Here is a 22297-nt window from a genome sequence, read left to right as displayed (position 1 = left end):
TTGAGCCCGTCTGTCCCAGAGGATCGAAAGCGGGCTGCCAGGCCGGCGTACGAGTCGTGGTGCGAGGTGGTTCCCGTCTCCCGCCGGCCGGACAGGCCGCGGCCCGGCCACCGGGTGGTGGTGGCCGGGCCGGGACCGTGACGCGAGAGAGGTCAGAACCAGCCGCGCTTCTGGGCCATGGCCTGGAGGCCGGCGCGCAGCGACTGCTCCACCTGGCCCGGGTGGTCGTTGTAGTGGACGGTGAAGCGGCTGTAGGTGTCGTGGCTGGAGGACAGGAAGCCGCCGCGCTTGTCGGCCTCCAGGATGACGTCCATCGCCTGGGGGCCGGCGATGAAGGTCAGCTCAAGCTCGTTGAAGTGGCGGTGGTACTCACCGCCCGCGTAGTACTCGATCTCCTGGAAGAACGGCATCCGCGAGCCGTGCAGGGTGCCCCGCTCCAGGTCGGCCTTCTTGAAGCGGAAGCCCATCCGGTCCAGCGCGCCGAGCAGGTGGTCCTGGGCGGGCAGCGGGTTGACGAACAGCGGGTCGAGGTCGCCCTTGTCGAGCGCGCCGGCCAGGGCCAGCTCGGTGGAGACGCCGAGCTGCATGCCGCGCAGCGGGTGGCCGCCGATGGCGCTGATCGGGGTCTCCCAGGGGACCTGGATCTGGAAGGGGGCCGACTGCGGGGCGCCCGCGGCCAGGTGGAACGGTCCGGTGATCTGCTGGCGCAGGAAGCTGTAGGTCGACTTGTACTCGTTGTCACCGCTCTCGACCTCGACCACGGCGGTGAAGTCGATGAAGATGCCCTCGACCTTGTAGTCGGAGCCGCCGCCGCGGAAGTTGACCTGCCCGCGCAGGACCTCGCCGGGCCGCACGTGCGAGTTCTGCAGGACCGTGTCGACCTCGACACCCGCCCCGAACGCGGCCATCAGCTTGCGGAACACCATCTTGACTCCAGGTTTTCTCAGGGGATTTGGTTCGGCGGGGCGACCTGGCCGTTGCCGCCGCCCAACTGGGGCAGGAGCTGGGCCAGAAGCAGGGTGGACAGCGCGGAGGTGTCGCCGGAGGCGCCGGTGGTGCGGACGACGACGGGACGAGGTGCGCTCTCCGCGAGTTTGGCGCCCACGTCGAGCCTGCGGCGGGCCAGCTCGTACTGGAGCACGGCGCGGTTGTCGCGGTAGGAGTCGGCCAGCCTGCGCAGCCCCTTCGCCTCGTTCTCGGCGGAGGTGAGCTCGGCCCGGCCCTTGGCCTCGATCTCCCAGCGCACCCGCTGCGCCTCGGTCTCGTGCTCCTCCAGCATGCGGGCGACGTCCTTACGCGCTGTGTTGGCGGCGGCTCGTACCTCGACGATACGCGCGTCCCGCGTCTTCTTGGAGCGTTCGATCTCCATCAGCAGGGTGTCGATCCTGCGCTTGCGGGTGAGCTCCCACTCGCGCTCGAAGGCCGACAGCTCCTTGGCGACCTTCTCCCGGGTGGCCAGGTGCTGCTGGTACTGGTCGGGCAGCTGCACGTCGGGGATGTTGGCGCCGGTGATCCGCACGCCGTACCGGCCGAGCTGGCGGGTGAGGAGTTCCTGCATGTCGCCGACGTCGGAGCCGCGCAGGTCGTAGGCGCGCTCGGTCCGCACCAGGCGGCTGCGCTGGCGGATGGCGTCCTGTACGGCGCTGCTGAGCACCAGGTCGAAGTTGCCGGCGCCGATCGTACGGACGAAGGCCACCGGGTCGACGATGCGGAACTTCAGGAAGAACTCGATCGACTTGAGCGGGACGTTCTCCGCGGTCGGGCAGGCCACGATCGGCGCGGAGTAGGGGATCTCGGTGGAGGTGTCCACCACCGCGTCCACCCGGTCCCACGGCAGCCACAGGTAGTGACGGCCGGGAGGCAGCGTGCCGACGATGGCGCCCCACCGGCTGCGCACGCCGGTGGTGCCCTCCTCGATCTCGATGATCGCCCGGCGCCAGAGCCAGATCAGCGCCACCACCAGGAAGAACACCGCGCCGACCGCGGCCAGCAGGGAGAACACCCCGTCGGCGAGCGCGGCCGTACCCGCCAGGTAGAGGGCGAAGAACAGCAGCGTCACCCAGGCGAAACCGCGCCGGTCCTTGGGGATCACCACCGGGACCAGCTGGCCCGACTCGCCGCCGCGCAGCAGCTGGCGGATCTCCGACCAGGAGGCCAGGGATTCCTTGATCTTGGAGAATTCTCCGTTGCTCACTGGGTCCTCACCGCTCCTCGTTCGCCTCGTGGTCCGTTCCGGTGCACGTCAGTCCTCATCTCGTACGGGCGCGGCGACGTCGGCGGGCGGGTTGAGCAGGGCGGCGATCTCCGCCCCGCGCTCCTCGACGCGGCCGCCGATCTCGGCCATCCGCGCCCTGATCGCGGCCATGTCCGCCTCGGAGAACAGCTGCGCCTCGCGGCTGCCGACCAGCTGCCTGGCCAGCGCGAGCAGGTCGAGATCGACGTCCTCGCCGACCTGCACCAGGCGCGGCAGGTGCGAGGCGACGGACTCCAGCTTGTCGAGCAGGTCCTGCTGGAACCGGTAGTCGAGGATCTCCGGCGCCTCGGCGGCGCTCAGCGCGCGGATGTCCAGCGCCTGGGCCTCCAGCAGCGCCGCGTTGGCCTTGGCGGTGGACTCCGCCTCCACCAGCCGCTGGCCCGCCTGGGCCTTCGCCTGGTGCGAGGCGCGCTCCAGCGCGGTGTCCATCCGGGCCTGGTACCCGGCGATCTCGGCGTGGATGGCCGACAGCTGCTCCTGCAGGCCGGCCAGCTCCTTGATCAGGTCGCCCTCGTTCTGCTCCTTGCGGAGCTGGAGCTCGTACTCGTAGGTGTACGCCTCCTTGGCGACCCTGATCATCTCGGGGGCGGCCAGGTCCATCCGGTACTCCTGGCTGGACGGCTCGGCGTGCGTGATGTTGACGTCGGTGAGCCGCACGGCGGGCAGGAACTGCTGGTTGAGGTTGTCCAGCATGCCCATCGTGCTCTCGCCGACCAGGTCGTAGATCTCCTCGGCGCGCTGGGAGTAGATCAGCGAGCGGGTGACCTCGCTGATGGCGTTCTGCAGCTTGGCCTGGAAGCCGCTGACCGAGCCGAGCACGAAGATGAACTCGGCCGGGTCCTCGATCCGGAACTGCAGGAACAAATCGACGCTGGCCTTGACGCCCTGCTGGGTGGGAGCCTCGCGGATGGGCGCGTTGAAGGGGTACTCGCGGGTGGTGTTGACGATGTAGCTGACCCGCTTCCACGGGTTGAACAGCGTCACCCGGCCCGGCTCGGCGATCTGCACGAGCTTGCCGAACTTGGTGATCAGGGCCTTGCAGCCCTCGGGCACCATGACCACGCTCCTGCGCCACCACAGGAACACCGCGGCCAGCACCAGCACGGCCCAGTAGTGCGGGCCGAACAGCACCCGCGCCCCGTCCGGGAGGCCGGTGGCGACCAGCCCGACCAGGCCGAGGCCGGCCAGCACCACCAGCGGGATGATCACCTTGGCGGCGCCGCTCTTGGGGATGACCACGGGGGAGATGACGTGGACGGGCTCGCCGTGCTGGCCGTTGCCGCTGAAGCTCCGGTTGACGATCTCGCCGGCCTCGTTGAGCGGCGCGCTGCGGGCCTCGATGACCGTGCCCAGGGAGGCGCCCTGGTCACGGGCGGCGGCGAAGTCGGAGGGGTTGAGCGCGAAGCCCTCGCTCCCGGAGCCCCCGGGACTCCCGGTGGCCCCGGCGGCCTGCCCGGTCACCTGCCCGGCGAACTGTCCGACGGCCTGCCCGACCACCTGGCGCATGTCGCCGCCCTGCCCTATCGTCTGGGCCGCGGCCCTCGCGTACTGCATGGCTTCTCTTGGCCGGGACATCACACCTCCGAGGTAGTCATATGTCGAAAGCTCGATATATCACGCTTTGTAAGCGCAGGCACGCCGGCCAGTAAAGAGGACCCCGCTTGCGGTTCACTTGCTTTGCGGTTAAGCCGGTCGCCCCGGCGGGAGACCGTACGGAGAAGGATTGTCGGTCACGCCGCCTACAGTGGAACAGGTGAGGCCGGTAACAGATTTGCAGCGCAAGGTGGCCCCCTTCGAGGTCGTCACCGACATGACCCCTTCGGGCGACCAGCCCACCGCGATCGCCGAGCTCGAACGGCGCGTCAAGGCGGGTGACAAGGACAACGTCCTGCTGGGCGCCACGGGTACGGGGAAGACCGCCACGGTCGCCTGGCTGATCGAGCGCCTCCAGCGGCCCACCCTGGTCATCCAGCCCAACAAGACGCTCGCCGCGCAGTTCGCCAACGAGCTGCGCGAGATGATGCCCAACAACGCGGTCGAGTACTTCGTCTCCTACTACGACTACTACCAGCCCGAGGCATACGTCCCGCAGAGCGACACCTACATCGAGAAGGACTCCTCGATCAACGAGGAGGTCGAGCGGCTGCGCCACTCGGCGACCAACTCGCTGCTGACCCGCCGCGACACGATCGTGGTCGCCTCGGTCTCGTGCATCTACGGCCTGGGCACCCCGCAGGAGTACGTCGACCGCATGGTCAGGCTCAAGGTCGGCCAGGAGATCGAGCGCGACAGCCTGCTCCGCCGCCTCGTCGACATGCAGTACACCCGCAACGACATGGCCTTCACCCGGGGCACCTTCCGGGTGCGCGGCGACACCGTCGAGATCATTCCCAAGTACGAGGAGCTCGCCGTCCGCATCGAGATGTTCGGTGACGAGATCGAGAAGCTCTCGACCATGCATCCGCTGACCGGCGAGGTGATCACCGAGGACACCGAGCTCTACATCTTCCCGGCCTCCCACTACGTCGCGGGCGCCGAGCGGATGGAGAGCGCCGTCCGGGGCATCGAGGCCGAGCTGGCCGGGACGCTGGAGACCATGGAGCGCCAGGGCAAGCTCCTTGAGGCCCAGCGGCTGCGCATGCGCACCACCTACGACCTGGAGATGATGCGCCAGATCGGCACCTGCTCCGGCATCGAGAACTACTCGCGCCACATGGACGGCCGCGAGCCGGGCAGCGCGCCCAACACCCTGCTCGACTACTTCCCCGAGGACTTCCTGCTGGTCCTGGACGAGTCCCACCAGACCGTCCCGCAGATCGGCGCGATGTACGAGGGGGACGCCTCCCGCAAGCGCACGCTCGTCGACCACGGCTTCCGCCTGCCGTCCGCGATGGACAACCGCCCGCTGAGGTGGGAGGAGTTCCTGGAGCGGATCGGCCAGACGGTCTACCTGTCGGCCACCCCGGGCCCCTATGAGCTGGGCCGCTCCAAGGGCGACGTGGTCGAGCAGGTCATCCGGCCGACCGGCCTGATCGACCCCGAGGTGATCGTCAAGCCGACCAAGTCGCAGATCGACGACCTGATCCACGAGATCCGCACCCGCACCGAGAAGGACGAGCGGGTCCTGGTCACCACGCTGACCAAGAAGATGTCCGAGGACCTCACCGACTACCTGCTGGAGCTCGGCATCCGGGTCCGCTACCTGCACAGCGAGGTCGACACCCTGCGCCGCATCGAGCTCCTGCGCGAGCTGCGGATGGGGGAGTTCGACGTGCTGGTCGGCATCAACCTGCTCCGTGAGGGCCTCGACCTGCCCGAGGTGTCGCTGGTGGCCATCCTCGACGCCGACAAGGAGGGCTTCCTCCGTTCGGAGACCTCCCTGATCCAGACCATCGGCCGCGCGGCCAGAAACGTCTCCGGCCAGGTGCACATGTACGCCGACCGGATCACCCCCTCCATGGAGCGGGCGATCGACGAGACCAACCGCCGCCGGGCCAAGCAGACCGCCTACAACGAGGCCAACGGCATCGACCCGCAGCCGCTCCGCAAGAAGATCGCCGACATCCTCGACTCGCTCAACCGGGAGGACGCCGACACCGCCCAGCTCCTCGGCGGCAGCGGTCGCCAGCAGTCGCGCGGCAAGGCACCCGTCCCCGGTTTCGCGGTCAAGCAGGCGGGCCAGCATGCCAGGGCGATCGCCGGAGAGATGCCCAGGGCCCAGCTGGAGGCGCTGATGGAGTCGCTCACCGAGCAGATGCACCAGGCCGCCGCCGACCTGCAGTTCGAGGTCGCCGCCCGGCTCCGCGACGAGATCAAGGAGCTCAAGCGGGAGGTCCGCGACATGCGCGAGGCCGGCGTCTCCTGAACCGGTCCCCGGCCGTCCCTCGTGTGGTTCGCCGCGGGGACGGCCTGGGACGACCAGCATCGAGGACGATGGAAAAGGGGCATGCGGGGAGCGAAGCCTCCGAGGGGCGCGGCTCGGGATCTACGACGTCCTCACGGACCGGTGAACTTGCCAAGGTCGAGGTCGATGTCGACCTCGAAGCCGATGTCCGTCTTCAACCGCCTCCGGTGGATGCCCGTTGGGACGTACGCCTTGACGGAGGGTTCCAGTTCGAAGGTGTAGACGACGGGCCTGTCGTCCTCCTGCTCCACGCGCCAGAGATACCTGATCCCGGCATCGGAGTATTTGATCGGCTTGGTGGTGCGGTCTCGTTCCAGCGATTCGGGGGATACCACCTCGACCACCAGGTGCACGTCCTCCGGCTTGAACGAGGTGGTTCTCAGACTCGTCAACGCCGAACTCGCCACCAGCATGATGTCGGGTTCCGGCCGCTGCCGGAGTCCCAGGGTCACGGTCATCTCCCGAACGACAGCAAGATCGTCAGGGGGTGTCAGCTCTCTCTCGAAAAGCCTGAGCATGAGCATGTGGAAGGCGGTCTGCGGAGACATCATGATGAGCGACCCGTCGATCAGTTCGACATGCCGGGGCGCGTCGGGAGGGAGACGATCGAGCATATCGGCGGTCCATCCACCGGCGGGCCCAGGGTAGAACCACTCGGGGAAAGCGGCTGTCATCAGAGAACCTCCTTCGGCGACACCCCGAAACATTACCTGACGGAGTCATCCTGGCACTTTACGTGTCCGACCCGCAGGTCGTCCGGAGCCGCCGACTGGCTGTGAGCAGTCGGTCAGCGGAGGTCTTCGGGGAGGGAGCGGTTGATCGTGGTGCGTTTGTAGAGCTCGTCGATCTGGTCCAGCGGGTCGGGGGCCCGGCGGCGGGCCTCGATCTCCAGGTCGGTGCGGTCCTGGATCTGGTCGATGCCCCCGGCCGAGTGCGCCATCTGGTCGTTGCGCAGGTCGGCCCTGATCCGGGCGCAGGACGTGGTCAGCTTGGCGTGGTGCTCGCGCAGGCGGCCCAGCGCCGTGTGATCGATGTAGGGCGAGACCCGTCGCTCCTGGGCGTAGTGGGCGAGCTGGGCGTCGAGCTGCTCGGCGTGCGCCGCTATCTCTCCCACCAGCTGAGGCAGATCGCCCAGTCCCCAGCCGTCGCGCAGCGCGTGGTCCACCGCCTGACGGGTCAGGGAGATCTCGCGCCGCAGGTCAAGACGCATCCGCTCGGTCTCCGCGGCGTCACCGGTGCCCATCGCGGCCATGTGGGAGGCGACCCGGGTAGAGACGCTCTTGGCCTTCTTCGTGGCCTTCTTGCCGACCTTGACCAGCAGATAGATCCCGACTGCTCCCAGGAGAAGGAAGAACAGCAGGATCACCAGCAGGATCATGAGGAATTCGCCGATCGGAACCACCTCCCCACGGGGGTTGTACGAGATGTTTAGAGCATAGTCCGCGAGCGCGGCCTCATTGCAGGCTCGGGTCGGCCACCCGGCTCCGCCTCCGTCGCCGTATTCTGCGGGTCGCCCACCAGGCGAGCAGTGCCAGCCCCGCCACCACCAGAATGACCAGGACGGGCAGGAAGATCGCCACCAGGCTGATGCCCAGTGCCCCGGCGTCCTCGACGGTGCTGACCACGGGCGCGCCCACCCCGGCCGTGGTGGCGTTCACCACGGGCCTGGCGGTCGTCTTCATGATGTGCACGGCCAGCGCGATCCCGATGCCCAGCACCCAGCTGAGCCAGGGGTTGTGGCTCATCCAGGTCGAGCCGTCCAGCCGGGCCGCGGCCTCGGTGGCACTGAAGACGACGCCGCCGGAGGCCGGGCGGACGACGGTCTGGATCATGTCGTTGACGCTGTCGACCACCGGGACCTTGTCGAACACGAACTCCGCCAGGAGCAGCACGCCGATGATCCCGAGCACCCAGCCGTTGGAGAGCCAGGCGAACTCCTGCGGCAGCCGTATCTGGTCTGTGAAGTTGGCGAGCAGGCCGACCACCAGCAGCGGGATGTAGGCGTTGAGCCCGGCCGCGGTGGAGAGCCCAAGGCCCGTCAGTGCCGCGAGCATCGCACCTCCGTTGTCCTCTCTGCTTCCTCCAACGTTTCACGGTGGCTGATCGATCCCGCTCGGTTCCCTCTCCCGGTATCGCTCCGGTCTCGGTGGCCGCTCCGGTGAGCCGGGGAGAGGATACCGAAAGGGTCCATCGGGCGTCACCGAGGCCGAGGAATCCACCGAAACCGGGACGCGCTGAAACAGCTGAAACAGAGGAGCCCGAGAAGAGGGAGAGCAGGGGAGAGCGGAGGGGCCGAGGAAGGGGAGAGCAGGGGAGGCTGGGGGAGCCGGTCAGGTGCCGGTGAGGCGGTCGAGGCGCTCGACGGCGGCGGCGAACTCCTCGATCATGTCGTGGACCACCCGGCGGGCCGGTCTGATCTGGTTCATCTGCCCGACGACCTGCCCGACGAAGTAGGTGGCGAGCTCCGCGGCGCCGGGGGAGCCGCTCTCGGCGGCCCTGCCGATCCTGGCCATCGCGCCCTCGGCGAGGAGCATCTGCAGCGGCATCGGCAGCGCGCCCGGACTCTCCGGGGCCCCGTCCCACTCGTCGGTCCAGGCGGATCTCAGCTGCCGGGCGGGCTTGCCGGTCCGCGACCGGGACCGCACGGTGTCGGAGGAGGTGGCGGCCAGCATCTTCTGCTTGACCAGGGGCAGGGTCTCGGCCTCCTCGGTGGTCAGCCAGACCGAACCGCACCACACCCCCTCGGCGCCCAGCGCGAGCGCGGCGGCCATCTGGCGGCCTCCCGCGATGCCGCCGGCCGCCAGCACCGGGACGTCCACCGCGTCCACGACCTGGGGGACGAGCACCATCGTGGAGATCTCGCCGGTGTGGCCGCCCGCCTCGGAGCCCTGGGCCACGATCACGTCGGCTCCGGCGGCGACCTGGCGGCGGGCGTGCTCGACGGTACCGACCAGCGCCGCGACCGGCACCCCGGCCTGCCTGGCCTTGGCCGTCATCTCCGGCGGGGGCGGGCCGAGCGCGCTGGCGATGAGGCCGATCGGGTGCTTGAGCGCCACGTCGATCAGCCCGGTGGCGCCCTCACTGGTCACCCGGCGCCCCATCTCGTCGGCGCGGCCGGCCATCGCGCCGCTGAGCGTCTCCGCCCCGCTCACCCCGTACTTGCCGAGCAGGTGTGCCACGAAGTCTCGGTGCCGCTGGGGGATGTGGTCGGTGAGGCGGGTGCTCCGGTCGCCGGCCGAGGCGTCGATCCTGCCGGGCACGAGCACGTCCACCCCGTACGGGCGGCCGCCGACACGCTCGTCGATCCAGCCCAGCTCGGTGTCGAGTTGCTCGGGGGAGTAGGCGACGGCGCCGAGCACGCCGAACCCGCCCGCGTTGGTCACCGCGGCGACCACGTCGCGGCAGTGGCTGAAGGCGAAGAGCGGGAACTCGACGCCGAATCTCTCACAGATCGCGGTCCGCATGATGTGACCGTAAGTCGCAGAACCTTGTTCGGTCCAGTGTCGTGACCGAGCGTGGAACCGGGTGGTCGCGATCCCCGTGGCGGAGGGGAGCGTCAGGCGGTGTGGACGGGGTCGGCGGGGGGAGGCGGCACGGCCGGTCCGGCCAGGGCGCCGGGCGGCTTTGCGGTCTCGCCCCCCGGGCCGCCGGAGGTCTCCGGGCCGGAGGCCTCCGCGCCGCCGAGGTGAGGTGGCAGCCAGCCTTCGCCGGGGACGTAGTGGCGTACCACCTTGGCGGGGATGCCCGCGATCACGCTGTGGTCGGGGAACTCCCCGCGCACCACGGCCCCGCCCGCCACCACGCACTGCCTGCCGATCCGGGTGCCCGGCAGGATGATCGCGCCGGTGCCCAGCCACGATCCCGACCCGATGGAGACGGGGTTGTTGCGCGGCCACTGACGGCCGATCGGCATCTCGGGGTCGTCGTAGACGTGGTTCTGGTCGGTGATGTAGACGTACGGGCCGGTGAAGACGTGGTCGCCGATGTCTATCGACTGGTGGCCCACGATGTGGCTGCCCCGGCCGATGGAGCAGCTTCCGCCGATCCGTACGATCGAGTTCGGGCCCAGGTCCACCCCGGGGCCCATGCCCGCGGAGATGGAGACCCGCTCGCCGATCAGGGCGTGGTCGCCGATCTCGATCCAGGCCTCGCCGAAGATGGCCCCGACCGGGAACGACAGGCAGGCGCCCTCGCCGAGGCGCCGGAACCGGTATCCGGCAGGGCTGGCGGGGCTGACGGCGCCGGCCGCGCGGACCGCCGCCCAGAGTCGGTGGATCAGGCTGCCCACAGCACGCCGTACCACCCCACGAAGTGACATAACGGATCAAGTTACTGCTTGGTTAGGTTTGGTAGGAATGCGGGTGGGGGTTGTTCGGGCACTTCGCCGGTGCCGTTTGATATTCTGAGAGCCCGTGGACCTGTAGGCCATTCACAAGGGTGTGCCGACTGATCTTCAACGACCACGGGAGCCTTCTTGCGCAGCGCCGCACACACCAAGCATCTGTTCGTCACAGGCGGCGTCGCCTCCAGTCTGGGTAAGGGACTGACGGCGTCAAGCCTCGGGCGTCTTCTCAAACTGCGCGGCCTGCGGGTCACCATGCAGAAGCTCGACCCCTATCTCAATGTCGACCCCGGCACCATGAATCCGTTCCAGCACGGTGAGGTCTTCGTCACAGACGACGGCGCCGAGACCGACCTCGACGTCGGCCACTACGAGCGGTTCCTCGACACCGAACTGCACGGCTCGGCCAACGTGACCACCGGCCAGGTCTACTCCAACGTCATCGCCAAGGAGCGACGCGGCGAGTACCTCGGTGACACCGTGCAGGTCATCCCGCACATCACCAACGAGATCAAGGACCGTATCCGGTCGATGGCCGGCCCCGACGTGGACGTGGTCATCACCGAGGTCGGCGGCACCGTGGGCGACATCGAGTCGCTGCCCTTCCTGGAGGCCGTCCGCCAGGTCCGCCACGAGGTCGGCCGCGACAACGTGTTCTTCCTGCACGTCTCGCTGCTGCCGTACATCGGGCCGAGCGGAGAGCTGAAGACCAAGCCGACCCAGCACTCGGTCGCCGCGCTGCGCAGCATCGGCATCCAGCCCGACGCGATCGTCCTGCGCTCCGACCGCCCGGTCACGAACGCGATCAAGCGCAAGATCAGTCTCATGTGCGACGTCGACGAGGACGCGGTCGTCTCCGCCATCGACGCCGCCAGCATCTACGACATCCCCAAGGTGCTGCACGCGGAAGGCCTGGACGCCTACGTGGTGCGCCGCCTCGGCCTGCCCTTCAGGGACGTCGACTGGAAGGAGTGGGAGCAGCTCCTGCGCCGGGTGCACCGCCCGGCCAACGAGGTCACGATCGCGCTCGTCGGCAAGTACATCGACCTGCCCGACGCCTACCTGTCGGTCACCGAGGCGCTGCGCGCGGGCGGTTTCGCCAACGACGCCCGGGTCAACATCCGCTGGGTGAAGAGCGACGACTGCGAGACCCCCGAGGGGGCGGCCCGCGAGCTCGACGGCGTCGACGGCGTCCTGGTCCCGGGCGGCTTCGGGGTGCGCGGCATCGAGGGCAAGGTCGGCGCGATCCGGCACGTCAGGGGGAACAAGATCCCGCTGCTCGGCATCTGCCTGGGCATGCAGTGCATGGTCATCGAGGCGGCCCGCAACCTCGCGGACATCGAGGACGCCGGCAGCACCGAGTTCGACGCGGAGACCACCCACCCGGTCATCTCCACCATGGCCGACCAGCAGGACGTCGTCTCCGGCGAGCGCGACATGGGCGGCACCATGCGGCTGGGCCTCTACCCGGCCAGGCTCGGTGAGGGCACCCTCGCCCGCCAGCTGTACGGCATGGCGAAGGTCGACGAGCGCCACCGCCACCGCTACGAGGTCAACAACTCCTACCGCGAGCAGCTGGAGAAGGTCGGCATGGTCTTCTCGGGTCTCTCACCGGACGGCCGCCTGGTGGAGTACGCCGAGCTGCCCACCGATCTCCACCCCTTCTTCATCGGCACCCAGGCGCACCCGGAGTTCCGCTCCCGGCCGACCCGCGCGCATCCACTGTTCAAGGGCCTGATCGGCGCCGCCCTGACGTACGCGGAAACCCGTGGCACCGTCGCCAAGGCCGGGCGGGGCAAGTGAGCGACACGCGAGGAGGGCGGAGCGAGGACGTCCTGGAGGTCCTGGACGTTCCCGAGGAGTGGAAGGTCACCTCCTCCACCGAGCACTTCCGCGCCCGGGTCATCACCGCCGTCACCGACGCGGTGGTCATGCCGGAGGGCGATGTCGTCAACCGTGACTACGTGGTCCACCCCGGCTCCGTGGCCGTCGTCGCCCTCGACGACCGGGAGCGGGTCCTGATGATCCGCCAGTACCGCCACCCCGTCAGGCGGCTGCTGTGGGAGCTGCCCGCGGGGCTGCGCGACGTCCACGGAGAGTCCCTGCAGGCGGGGGCGGCCCGCGAGCTCGCCGAGGAGGCGGGCTACCGGGCGGGCACCTGGCACACCCTCGTCGACGCCTTCATCTCGCCGGGAATGACCGATGAGCGCACCCGGATCTTCCTCGCCAGGGACGTCGCTCCCATTCCCGAGGGGGAGCTGGACTTCGTCCACCGGCACGAGGAGGCCGACATGCCGGTGGTCTGGATTCCCCTGTCCGACGCGGTTCGGCGTGCCATGGCGGGAATGATCCACAATTCCCAAGCCGTGGCCGGTATTCTCGCCGCATACGCCGCTTCGGCGGATGGATTCGCCTCGCTGCGGCCCGCCGACGCACCGGAGGCATGACAGGAGGACACCCTGAGCGAGACGGAGGCCGTCCTCTTGCGCTACCTCGCCCACCTGGCGGGGGAGCGGGGCCTGGCAGCCAACACACTGGCCTCCTACCGCCGTGACCTCCTGCGATACGTGGAGCACCTCAAGCACCGCGGCCGCGTCACTTTCGCCGAGGTCGCCGAGGGCGACGTCGCCGCCTTCGTGGCGGCACTCAGGGAGGGCGACGGGGAGCACCAGGCCCTCGTCGCCGCCTCGGCGGCGCGGGCCGTCTCCGCGGTGCGCGGGCTGCACCGCTTCGCGCTGAGCCAGGGCCTCTGCCGCCATGACCCCGCCCGCGAGGTGCGCCCGCCGCGCCAGCTCAGGCGGCTACCCAGGGCGATCAGCGTCCGCGACGTGGAGCGACTGATCGCCGCCTCCGGGCCCGACGGCGCCCCTCTCACCCTGCGCAACCGGGCACTGCTCGAACTGCTGTACGGCACCGGCGCGCGTATCTCCGAGGCCGTCGGGCTCACCGTCGACGACGTCGAGTTGGGGGCGGAGGCCCAACGGGTGCGGCTGCGGGGTAAGGGCGGGCGCACCCGGCTGGTGCCCCTGGGCGACTTCGCGGGGGAGGCGCTGGGCGCCTACCTCACCCGTGCCCGCCCCCGCATCGCCTCCCACGGCCGCGGCACCTCGGGGCTCTTTCTCAACGCCAGGGGCGGCCGGCTCACCCGGCAGGGGGCCTGGGAGGTCCTCCAGGGCGCCGCCGAGCGCGGCGGGCTCGAAGGAGTGTCGCCACATATGTTGCGACATTCGTTCGCAACCCACCTCCTTGACGGCGGTGTGGACGTTAGGGTGGTTCAGGAACTACTCGGCCACGCCTCGGTGACCACCACCCAGGTGTACACGCAGGTCACGGTCGACAGGCTCCGGGAGGTCTATGCCGTGGCGCATCCGCGCACGCGGGATTGACCTTCCTTATGTCCGGGCGTGCCGCCTTGCCGCATACGTGTTGACGCCATAGTGTCCGTCCGGACGGTCCGGTTAGAGGCCGTCAGGGAGGTTCGACTGGTGACTGTGACCACCGACGGTTCTATCCGGGGAGCGGCCCCGGCAAACCCCGAGAATCCCTGGGGCGACACCAAGACCGCCGGGACCCCTCGCAGTGGGGGAGTCCTCGGCCCGACCGGGCGTCCCCGCCCTGTTTTCCCCGACCCGCCCCCTCGCACCGTGCACGGACCGGCGAGGGTCGTCGCCATGGTCAACCAGAAGGGCGGCGTCGGCAAGACGACCACCACGATCAACCTGGGCGCCGCGCTGGCGGAGGCCGGGCTCAAGGTTCTGCTGGTCGACTTCGACCCGCAGGGCGCCCTCTCGGTCGGTCTCGGGATCAACCCCCTCCAGCTCGACCTGACGGTCTACAACCTCCTCATGGAGCGGCAGATCACGGCCAGGGACGTGCTGCTGGAGACCGGCGTCGAGGGCATGGACCTGCTGCCCAGCAACATCGACCTGTCGGCCGCCGAGGTCCAGCTCGTCACGGAGGTCGCCCGCGAGCAGGTGCTCGGCCGGGTCATCAAGCCCCTCCTGCCCGAGTACGACGTCTGCCTGATCGACTGCCAGCCCTCCCTGGGACTGCTCACGATCAACGCGCTGGCCTGCGCGCACGGCGTCATGGTGCCGCTGGAGTGCGAGTTCTTCGCGCTGCGCGGTGTCGCGCTGCTCATGGACACCATCATCAAGGTCCAGGAGCGCATCAACGACGAGCTGGTCATCGAGGGCCTGCTCGCCACCATGTACGACGCGCGCACCCTGCACGGCCGCGAGGTGCTGGCCCGGGTCGTCGAGGCGTTCGACGACAAGGTCTACCACACAGTGATCAACCGGACGGTTCGCTTCCCCGACGCGACCGTGGCCGGTGAGCCCATCACCAGCTTCGACTCCTCCTCGCTCGGCGCCAGCGCGTACCGCGAGCTCGCCAGGGAAGTTCTTGCCAGGTGGGCCGCGCTGGAGCGATGATCCCACCTGCCGGTACGGGACAATGGAGGGATGACCGAGCAGCCGAAGACCGCCGATGACACCTTCAAGGTGCATCTGGAGGTCTTCGAAGGCCCTTTCGACCTCCTGCTCGGTCTGATCTCCAAGCACAAGCTGGACATCACCGAGGTCTCGCTCAGCCAGGTCACCGACGAGTTCATCTCCTATATCCGGGCCAGGGGCCCGGAGTGGGACCTGGACCAGACGAGCCATTTCCTGCTCGTCGCGGCGACCCTGCTCGACCTCAAGGCGGCCAGGCTGTTGCCCGCCGGCGAGGTGGACGACGAGGAGGACCTGGCCCTTCTGGAGGCCCGCGACCTGCTCTTCGCCCGCCTCCTGCAGTACCGGGCCTACAAGGAGGTCGTCAAGGTCTTCTCCGCCAGGATGGCCGAGGAGGCATTGCGCTTCCCGCGTACCGTGCCGATGGAGGCCGAGTTCGCGGGCCTGCTGCCCGAGCTGATCCTCGGCATCGGCCCCGACCGCCTCGCTGAGATCGCCCGGCGGGCCTTCGCCCCCAAGGTGCCGCCGTCGGTTTCCGTGGCCCACATCTACCAACCACTCGCCAATGTCCGCGATCAGGCGGTTATCCTTGTCGAGCGGCTGCGGCGGTTACGCCGGGCGACCTTCCGGGCACTCACCTCCGACTGCGCCGGCACCTTCGAGATCGTCGCCCGTTTCCTGGCGGTCCTGGAGCTCTACCGGGAGGCGGCCGTCTCCTTCGAGCAGATCGAGCCTCTCGGGGAGTTGCACGTGACCTGGACCGGCAGTGACGACGGTGACGTCGCCGTGGCCGACGACTACGACGAGACCCCGAAGAGAGAACCCGCCGATGACTGACGTGGCATCCGAGCCTGATCTGAGCGCCGGTCCTGACCTGCGCGCCGGGCTGGAGGCCATCCTGCTGGTGGTCGACGAGCCCGTCGCCGAGGTGACCCTCGCCCAGGTGCTGGAGCGGCCCGTCCACGAGGTCGGCAGGGTGCTCCGGGAACTCTCGGCGGAATACACCGAAGCCGGGCGGGGTTTCGACCTGAGAGAGGTCGCGGGCGGCTGGCGTTTCTACACGCGGGCCGAGTGCGCCTCACTCGTGGAGCGGTTCGTCCGCGACGGCCAGCAGACGCGTCTGACCCAGGCCGCGCTGGAGACCCTGGCCGTGGTCGCCTACCGGCAGCCGGTGAGCCGGGCCCGGGTGGCGGCCATCCGCGGTGTCAACAGCGACGGCGTCATGCGCACGCTGGTGACGAGGGGGCTGGTCGAGGAGGCCGGCACCGAACCGGAGAGCCAAGCCGTGCTCTACCGGACAAGTTCGTATTTTCTCGAGAGGATAGGCCTGCGGGGGCTCGACGAGCTTCCAGAACTGGCGCCTTTCCTGCCCGACGACATGGAATCCCTAGAGGAGCAGAAGCAGTGAACAACAGCCGTAGTACCCCGTCCGGTGATGGACGCGGTCAAGGCCGTGGCGGAGCCCCGCGCGGTGGCAATCCCCGTGGGGGCTCGCAGTCCGGTGGATTCCGGGGCGGTTCCTCCCGGGGCGGATCCTCGTCAGGCGGCTCCCGTGGTGGTTCGCAGGGCGGTTTCCGTGCGGACGGTCCGCGTCGGGATGACCGCGGTGGTTTCCGCGCCGAGCGTGATGGTTCGCGCAGCTCGTCCGGCAGGTCCTCGGGTGGTTTCCGGTCCGACGGCCCGCGTCGTGACGATCGTGGTGGTTCGCAGGGTGGTTTCCGTGCGGACGGCCCGCGTCGGGATGATCGCGGTGGTTCGCAGGGCGGTTACCGCGCCGATGGCCCGCGCCGTGACGACCGTGGCGGTTTCCGCGCCGATGGTCCGCGTCGCGATGATCGTGGTGGTTTCCGTGCCGAGCGTGACGGCTCGCGCGGTTCGTACGGGAGCAGGCCTTCGGGGGGTTCGCAGGGCGGTTTCCGCGCCGATGGTCCGCGTCGCGATGATCGTGGTGGTTTCCGTGCCGAGCGTGACGGCTCGCGCGGTTCGTACGGGAGCAGGCCTTCGGGGGGTTCGCAGGGCGGTTACCGTGCGGACGGTCCGCGTCGCGATGATCGTGGTGGTTTCCGTGCCGAGCGTGACGGCTCGCGCGGTTCGTACGGGAGCAGGCCCTCGGGGGGTTCGCAGGGCGGTTACCGTGCGGACGGTCCGCGCCGCGATGACCGTGGTGGTTTCCGCGCCGATGGTCCGCGTCGGGATGATCGCGGCGGTTCGTCGTTCGGCGGGTCCCGCGACGGCTCGCGGAGCCGGTACGGCAGGTCCTCCGAGGGCTCCCAGGGCGGCTACCGCTCCGACGCTCCGCGCCGTGAGGACCGTGGCGGTCCGTCGTTCGGCGGGTCCCGCGACGGTTCGAGGAGTGATTTCCGGTCCGATGCCCCGCGCCGTGACGACCGTGGTGGTTCGCAGGGTGGTTTCCGCGCGGACCGGGACGGCTCGCGTGGCAGGCCCGGCGCCGACCGAGGGCGCGGCGGCGCGCCCGCCGGTGGTTCCCGTGCCCGCTTCGGCAGGACCGGCCGCCGGGACGACGTCCAGACGATCGGCGGCGACCGCGCCGGGGCGTACGGCGAGCGTCGTGCCCCCGCCGGCCGCGCTCCGGAGGCGAAGGCCCCGCTGCGGCCCGGCACGATCGCGAACGACCGGTTCAAGACCGCTCGCCAGCCCAAGCGTGACTCCGACTTCTACGACCGTGACTACGTCGACGAGCGCGACACCACCGAGGTCCCTGACGGCGTCCGGCTGCAGAAGGTCCTCGCCCAGGCGGGCGTCGCCAGCCGCCGGGCCTGCGAGGACATGATCGGCGACGGCAGGGTGACCGTCGACGGCCAGGTGGTCCGCCGCTTCGGCGCCCGGGTCGACCCCGCCAAGCAGGTCATCCACGTCGACGGCAAGCGCCTGCCGACGATGCCCGACCTGGTCTACTTCGCGATCAACAAGCCGATCGGCGTCGTCAGCACCATGTCCGACCCGGACGGCCGCCCCTCGCTGGCCGACTTCGTGGCCGACCGCACCGAGCGCCTGTTCCACGTGGGCCGTCTCGACACCGAGACCGAGGGCCTGATCCTGCTCACCAACGACGGCGAGCTGGCCAACAGGCTCACCCACCCGAGCTACGGCGTGCAGAAGAAGTACTGGGCCAAGGTCCCCGGCCGGATCGAGCGCGATCTCGGCCGCCGGCTGAAGAAGGGCATCGAGCTGGAGGACGGCCTGGCCAAGGCCGACTCCTTCACCCTGGTCCAGGAGCACGGCCAGCAGGCCCTGGTCGAGATCGTCCTGCACGAGGGCCGCAAGCACATCGTCCGCCGCATGCTGGAGGAGGTCGGGCACCCGGTCATCGACCTGGCCCGTATCGAGTTCGGCCCGGTCAAGCTCGGCCGCCTCAAGCCGGGCACCCTCCGCGCGCTGACCCTCGCGGAGGTCGGGGAGCTCTACGCCGCGGTCGGGTTGTAGCCTTCCCTGACACGCACGTTCAGGACGCGCCGGATCACCCCCCTCGGGGGTGGTCCGGCGTGGGTGGATATGGAGGAACGACGATGGTGCGGGCGATCCGCGGTGCGATTCAGGTCGAGGCGAACGACCGGGACGCGATCCTGTCCGGAGTCACCGAACTGGTCACGGAGGTGATGGGACGCAACCGGCTCACCACCGAGGACGTGATCAGTGTGATCTTCACGGCCACGCCTGATCTCACCGCCGAGTTTCCCGCCTTGGCCGCCCGCAAGCTCGGTTTCCACGACGTCCCGTTGATCTGCGCCTCCGAGATCGACGTGCCGGGCGCCCTGCCCCGCGTGGTGCGGCTGATGGCCCATGTCGAGGTCGACCGGTCCCGCCAGGAGGTCCAGCACGTCTACCTGCGCGGCGCGGTCGCACTTCGGGTGGACATCGCGCAATGAGTCCTTTAGGCATCATGATCTCGGGGGAGTGGGTGTGAGCGGTCTGGAGAGCGTCCTGGTCGTCGGTACGGGGCTGATCGGCACCTCGATCGCCCTGGCGCTGCGCGAGCAGGGCGTCGCCGTTCACCTGGCCGACCGGGACGAGGGCTCCCTGCGGCTGGCACGCGAGCTGGGCGCCGGAGTGGAGTGGGCTGAGGGCGTGCGGGTGGACGTCGCGATCATCGCGGTCCCGCCCCATGCGGTCGCGGGGCGGCTCGCCGTCCTCCAGAAGGCCGGCGTGGCCCGTTTCTACACGGACGTGGCCAGCGTCAAGGCCCTTCCGCTCAGGGAGGCCGCGAGCCTCGGCTGCGACCTGACGAGCTACGTCGCCGGGCACCCGCTCGCCGGCCGTGAGCGCTCCGGGCCCGCCGCGGCGCGGGCCGACATCTTCCTCGGGCGCCCGTGGGCGCTCTGCCCGACCGAGGAGACCTCGCCCGACGCGGTGGAGGCCATGTACGGCCTCGTCAAGCTCTGCGGCGGCGAGGCGGTCAGGGTCGGCGCCGAGGAGCACGACAGGGCCGTCGCGGTCGTCTCGCACGCCCCCCACGTGACCGCCTCCGCGGTGGCCGCCCGTCTCGCGGACGCGCCGGCCACCGCGCTCGGCCTGGCCGGGCCGGGGGTACGCGACGTCACCCGCATCGCGGCGGGCGACCCGAGGCTGTGGACCGGGATCCTGTCGGGCAACGCGCTGCCGGTGGCCGAGGTGCTGGAGGCGGTGGCGGCCGACCTGGCCGCCGCGGCCGCCGCGCTCAGGGAGGCCGCCGATCCCGAGGCCATGGCCCGCGTCACCGAACTGCTGTACCGGGGCGTCACGGGCACCGGCAGGATCCCCGGCAAGCACGGAGGTCCCGCGCGCGCCTACGCGACGGTCCAGGTCATCATCGGTGACCGCCCCGGCGAGCTGGCCCGGCTGTTCCAGGTGGCCAAGGAGGCGGGTGTCAACATCGAGGACGTCCGGCTTGAGCACGCCCCCGGCCTGCCGCTGGGCGCCGCCGATCTCTCGGTGCAGCCGGAGGCGGTGCCGAGGCTGTCCGAGGCCCTGCGCGCGCACGGCTGGCACCTGCCGTAGGCGCCTGCCGCACTCCGTGCCCGGACCGTCATGATCGTCTGGGACGGTCTGCCGCAGGGTCCACCCCCTGCGGCGGCCCGTTCGCTCGATGCGCGGTTCCTGCCCGGCTCCCGGTAGCCTCGTACGGACAACTGAAGCGGGCTGCAAGGGAGAAGGCGTCGTGACCGGACTGGTCGTCGCCATGGACGGTCCTTCGGGATCGGGCAAGTCGAGCGCGTCACGAGGGGTGGCGCGGGCGCTGGGGCTGCGTTATCTCGATACCGGGGCGATGTACCGGGCGATCACCTGGTGGATGCTCCAGCGGGGCGTCGACCTCGCCGACCCCGGGGCGATCGCGGCCGGGGCGATCGACCCGATCCTCACCCTGGGCACCGACCCCGACGCCCCCACGGTGGCGGTCGACGGCGTCGACGCCGCCGGGCCGATCCGCACCGCCGAGGTCACCGCGGCCGTCTCGGCGGTCAGCGCGGTGCCCGAGGTACGGCGCCGCCTGGTGGCCGAGCAGCGTGAGATCATCGGCTCCGGCGGCATCGTCGTCGAGGGCCGTGACATCGGCACGGTTGTGGCGCCCGACGCGGTGGTCAAGATCTACCTGACCGCGAGCGCGGACGCCAGGGCGCTGCGTCGTACGGCGGAGCTCACCGGCACCACGGTGGAGGCACAGCGGGCCGCGATGGCCCGCCGGGACACCCTGGACTCGACCAGGAAGGCAGACCCGCTGGCGAAGGCGGCCGACGCCGTCGAGCTCGACACCACGGCGCTGAACCTCGAAGAGGTCATCGCCGAAATACTGCGTGTGATTAAGGAAAAGGCGTGACCGGGGAATACGACGACGACAACGGCTGGATCGACGCGGAGCTCGCCGATTCAGGGACCGATTACAGCTCTCAGGAGGCGGGGCCGGACACCGCCCCGCAGCCGGTTGTGGCCGTGGTGGGCCGCCCCAACGTGGGCAAGTCCACACTGGTCAACCGGATCATCGGCCGCCGCGAGGCGGTCGTGGAGGACGTGCCGGGGGTGACCCGCGACCGGGTCACCTACGACGCCACCTGGCGCGGGCGCCGGTTCACGGTGGTCGACACCGGCGGGTGGGACCCCGACGCGACCGGTATGGCGCTGAAGATCGCCGAGCAGGCCCAGGTGGCGGCCGAGCTGGCCGATGTGATCCTGTTCGTGGTCGACGCCGTGGTGGGCGTGACCGACGCGGACGAGATCGTCGGCCATGTGCTGCGCGGGTCGGGCAAGCCGGTCATCCTCGCCGCCAACAAGGTCGACAACCAGCAGATGGAGCTGGAGGCGGCCGGGCTCTGGTCTCTCGGCCTGGGTGAGCCGCAGCCGGTCTCCGCGCTACACGGCCGCTCCAGCGGTGACCTGCTGGACGTGATCCTCGAAAAGCTGCCGGACACGCCCGAGCAGCGGTTCGGCGCCGAGCGCGGGCCGCGCCGGGTCGCCCTGGTCGGCAAGCCCAACGTGGGCAAGTCCTCGCTGCTGAACCAGCTCGCCGGCCAGGAGCGGGTGCTCGTCGACCCGATGGCGGGCACCACCCGCGACCCGGTGGACGAACTGGTCGAGCTTGGCGGCAAGACCTGGCGCTTCGTCGACACCGCCGGCATCCGGCGGCGTGACCGCGAGCTCAAGGGCGCCGACTTCTACGCGAGCATGCGCACCAGGGCCGCGCTGGAGCGCTCGGAGATCGCGGTGGTGCTCATCGACGCCAGCGAGGTGCTGACCGAGCAGGACCTGCGGATCATCTCGCTGGTGATCGAGTCCGGCCGGTGCATGGTCGTGGCGTTCAACAAGTGGGACCTGCTGGACGAGGACCGCCGCTACTACCTGGAAAAGGAGATCGACCGCCAGCTCGTCCGCGTGCCGTGGGCGCTGCGGGCCAACATCTCCGCCAAGACCGGCTGGCACGTCGACCGGCTCGTCCCGGCGATCGAGAAGGCGCTCGACTCCTGGTCGACCCGGGTGCCCACCGCCCGCCTCAACGCCTTCCTGACCGACCTGGTCGCGGCCACCCCGCCGCCGGTCCGCAGCGGCAAGCAGCCCAAGATCCTCTTCGCCACCCAGGCGTCGACGGAGCCGCCGAAGTTCGTGCTGTTCACCTCGGGCTTCCTGGAGGAGACCTACCGCCGCTTCATCGAGCGCCGGATCCGCGAGGAGTTCGGCTTCGCCGGATCGCCCATCGAGGTCACCATGAAGATCCGCGAGAAGCGGCAGGGGCAGGGGCAGAAGAAGAAGTAAGGGACCCCATCACGAACGGCCCGGCTCACGCCGGGCCGTTCGTTGTTTCCGGGTCCCGCCGGGTGCGCGGCCGGGGTCCGGCACTCGCCGCGCCTCGCCCCCGCCCT

Annotated in this window: 21 protein-coding genes; 12 read left to right on the top strand and 9 right to left on the bottom strand. The window is 70.0% G+C overall.

Translation table 11 applies throughout. The annotated features are described in order from the left end of the window. Positions 1-152: 152 nt before the first annotated feature. From ABZU75_RS04420 to ABZU75_RS04410, 3 genes are read right to left on the bottom strand one after another with little or no spacing between them, the layout of a single operon-like run. Positions 153-926, bottom strand: a complete 774-nt coding sequence (locus tag ABZU75_RS04420; protein ID WP_355549396.1) for a sporulation protein — start codon at positions 924-926, stop codon at positions 153-155. Positions 927-943: 17 nt separating this feature from the next. Continuing rightward, on the bottom strand, positions 944-2194 hold the full coding sequence (locus tag ABZU75_RS04415; protein WP_355549394.1) for an SPFH domain-containing protein: 1251 nt from the start codon (positions 2192-2194) through the stop codon (positions 944-946). Positions 2195-2242: 48 nt separating this feature from the next. Beyond that, positions 2243-3808: an SPFH domain-containing protein gene (locus ABZU75_RS04410; protein WP_355549392.1), complete on the bottom strand. Its 1566-nt coding sequence runs from the start codon at positions 3806-3808 to the stop codon at positions 2243-2245. Between the two features lie 199 nt (positions 3809-4007). On the opposite strand from ABZU75_RS04410, the gene uvrB reads away from it, so the two are divergent. Beyond that, a complete protein-coding gene (uvrB, locus tag ABZU75_RS04405; protein ID WP_355549389.1) occupies positions 4008-6119 on the top strand; it encodes an excinuclease ABC subunit UvrB in 2112 nt (703 codons plus the stop codon). A 131-nt stretch (positions 6120-6250) separates the two neighbouring features. Here uvrB and ABZU75_RS04400 read toward each other — a convergent pair whose 3' ends face one another. The 5 genes from ABZU75_RS04400 to ABZU75_RS04380 form a co-directional block, all read right to left on the bottom strand. After that, entirely contained in the window at positions 6251-6832 is a 582-nt protein-coding gene (locus tag ABZU75_RS04400; protein WP_355549387.1) for a Uma2 family endonuclease, read from the bottom strand. Between the two features lie 113 nt (positions 6833-6945). Then, on the bottom strand, positions 6946-7560 hold the full coding sequence (locus ABZU75_RS04395; protein ID WP_355549385.1) for a hypothetical protein: 615 nt from the start codon (positions 7558-7560) through the stop codon (positions 6946-6948). Between the two features lie 52 nt (positions 7561-7612). After that, positions 7613-8212, bottom strand: coding sequence for a DUF4126 domain-containing protein (locus tag ABZU75_RS04390; RefSeq protein WP_355549383.1), 600 nt, complete (start codon positions 8210-8212; stop codon positions 7613-7615). 276 nt (positions 8213-8488) lie between these two features. Further along, positions 8489-9622, bottom strand: coding sequence for a nitronate monooxygenase (locus tag ABZU75_RS04385; RefSeq protein ID WP_355549381.1), 1134 nt, complete (start codon positions 9620-9622; stop codon positions 8489-8491). Between the two features lie 92 nt (positions 9623-9714). Beyond that, a complete protein-coding gene (locus ABZU75_RS04380) occupies positions 9715-10476 on the bottom strand; it encodes an acyltransferase (protein WP_355549379.1) in 762 nt (253 codons plus the stop codon). Between the two features lie 156 nt (positions 10477-10632). Between ABZU75_RS04380 and ABZU75_RS04375 the strand changes: the two genes are divergently transcribed. The 6 genes from ABZU75_RS04375 to scpB all read left to right on the top strand — a co-directional run bounded on the left by ABZU75_RS04375 (position 10633) and on the right by scpB (position 16359). After that, positions 10633-12303: a CTP synthase gene (locus ABZU75_RS04375; protein ID WP_355549377.1), complete on the top strand. Its 1671-nt coding sequence runs from the start codon at positions 10633-10635 to the stop codon at positions 12301-12303. Then, a complete protein-coding gene (locus tag ABZU75_RS04370; RefSeq protein ID WP_350964022.1) occupies positions 12300-12947 on the top strand; it encodes an NUDIX hydrolase in 648 nt (215 codons plus the stop codon). The genes ABZU75_RS04375 and ABZU75_RS04370 overlap by 4 nt, the downstream gene beginning before the upstream one ends. Positions 12948-12959: 12 nt before the next feature. Beyond that, a complete protein-coding gene (locus tag ABZU75_RS04365; protein WP_350922892.1) occupies positions 12960-13886 on the top strand; it encodes a tyrosine recombinase in 927 nt (308 codons plus the stop codon). Between the two features lie 99 nt (positions 13887-13985). Further along, positions 13986-14933, top strand: coding sequence for a ParA family protein (locus tag ABZU75_RS04360; protein WP_326638505.1), 948 nt, complete (start codon positions 13986-13988; stop codon positions 14931-14933). Positions 14934-14963: 30 nt separating this feature from the next. Beyond that, positions 14964-15788, top strand: coding sequence for a segregation/condensation protein A (locus ABZU75_RS04355; protein WP_350964019.1), 825 nt, complete (start codon positions 14964-14966; stop codon positions 15786-15788). After that, positions 15781-16359 (top strand): SMC-Scp complex subunit ScpB, encoded by a 579-nt coding sequence (gene scpB / locus ABZU75_RS04350; RefSeq protein ID WP_355549373.1) that lies wholly within the window; start codon positions 15781-15783, stop codon positions 16357-16359. The genes ABZU75_RS04355 and scpB overlap by 8 nt, the downstream gene beginning before the upstream one ends. A 131-nt stretch (positions 16360-16490) precedes the next feature. Here scpB and ABZU75_RS04345 read toward each other — a convergent pair whose 3' ends face one another. Next, positions 16491-17825: a hypothetical protein gene (locus tag ABZU75_RS04345; RefSeq protein ID WP_355549371.1), complete on the bottom strand. Its 1335-nt coding sequence runs from the start codon at positions 17823-17825 to the stop codon at positions 16491-16493. Between ABZU75_RS04345 and ABZU75_RS04340 the strand changes: the two genes are divergently transcribed. The 5 genes from ABZU75_RS04340 to der all read left to right on the top strand — a co-directional run bounded on the left by ABZU75_RS04340 (position 17739) and on the right by der (position 22190). Then, complete coding sequence (locus ABZU75_RS04340) at positions 17739-18395, top strand: pseudouridine synthase (protein WP_355549369.1); 657 nt, start codon at positions 17739-17741, stop codon at positions 18393-18395. The two genes, ABZU75_RS04345 and ABZU75_RS04340, sit on opposite strands and share 87 nt — an antisense overlap. An 83-nt stretch (positions 18396-18478) precedes the next feature. Next, positions 18479-18838: a chorismate mutase gene (gene aroH, locus ABZU75_RS04335; protein WP_355549367.1), complete on the top strand. Its 360-nt coding sequence runs from the start codon at positions 18479-18481 to the stop codon at positions 18836-18838. Between the two features lie 34 nt (positions 18839-18872). After that, the gene (locus ABZU75_RS04330) at positions 18873-19946 is read left to right on the top strand and encodes a prephenate dehydrogenase (RefSeq protein WP_355549365.1); all 1074 of its coding nucleotides are present in this window, start codon (positions 18873-18875) and stop codon (positions 19944-19946) included. A 160-nt stretch (positions 19947-20106) separates the two neighbouring features. Beyond that, on the top strand, positions 20107-20763 hold the full coding sequence (gene cmk, locus ABZU75_RS04325; protein ID WP_355549363.1) for a (d)CMP kinase: 657 nt from the start codon (positions 20107-20109) through the stop codon (positions 20761-20763). Then, positions 20760-22190, top strand: coding sequence for a ribosome biogenesis GTPase Der (gene der / locus ABZU75_RS04320; RefSeq protein WP_350922619.1), 1431 nt, complete (start codon positions 20760-20762; stop codon positions 22188-22190). Before cmk ends, der begins: the two co-directional genes overlap by 4 nt. Positions 22191-22297: the final 107 nt, after the last annotated feature.

The sequence above is a fragment of the Streptosporangium sp. NPDC005286 genome, from assembly GCF_040607515.1.
Classification (GTDB): domain Bacteria; phylum Actinomycetota; class Actinomycetes; order Streptosporangiales; family Streptosporangiaceae; genus Streptosporangium.
The sequence above is the reverse complement of the archived record's forward strand: the minus strand, read 5'-3'. Positions and strand labels throughout refer to the sequence as shown.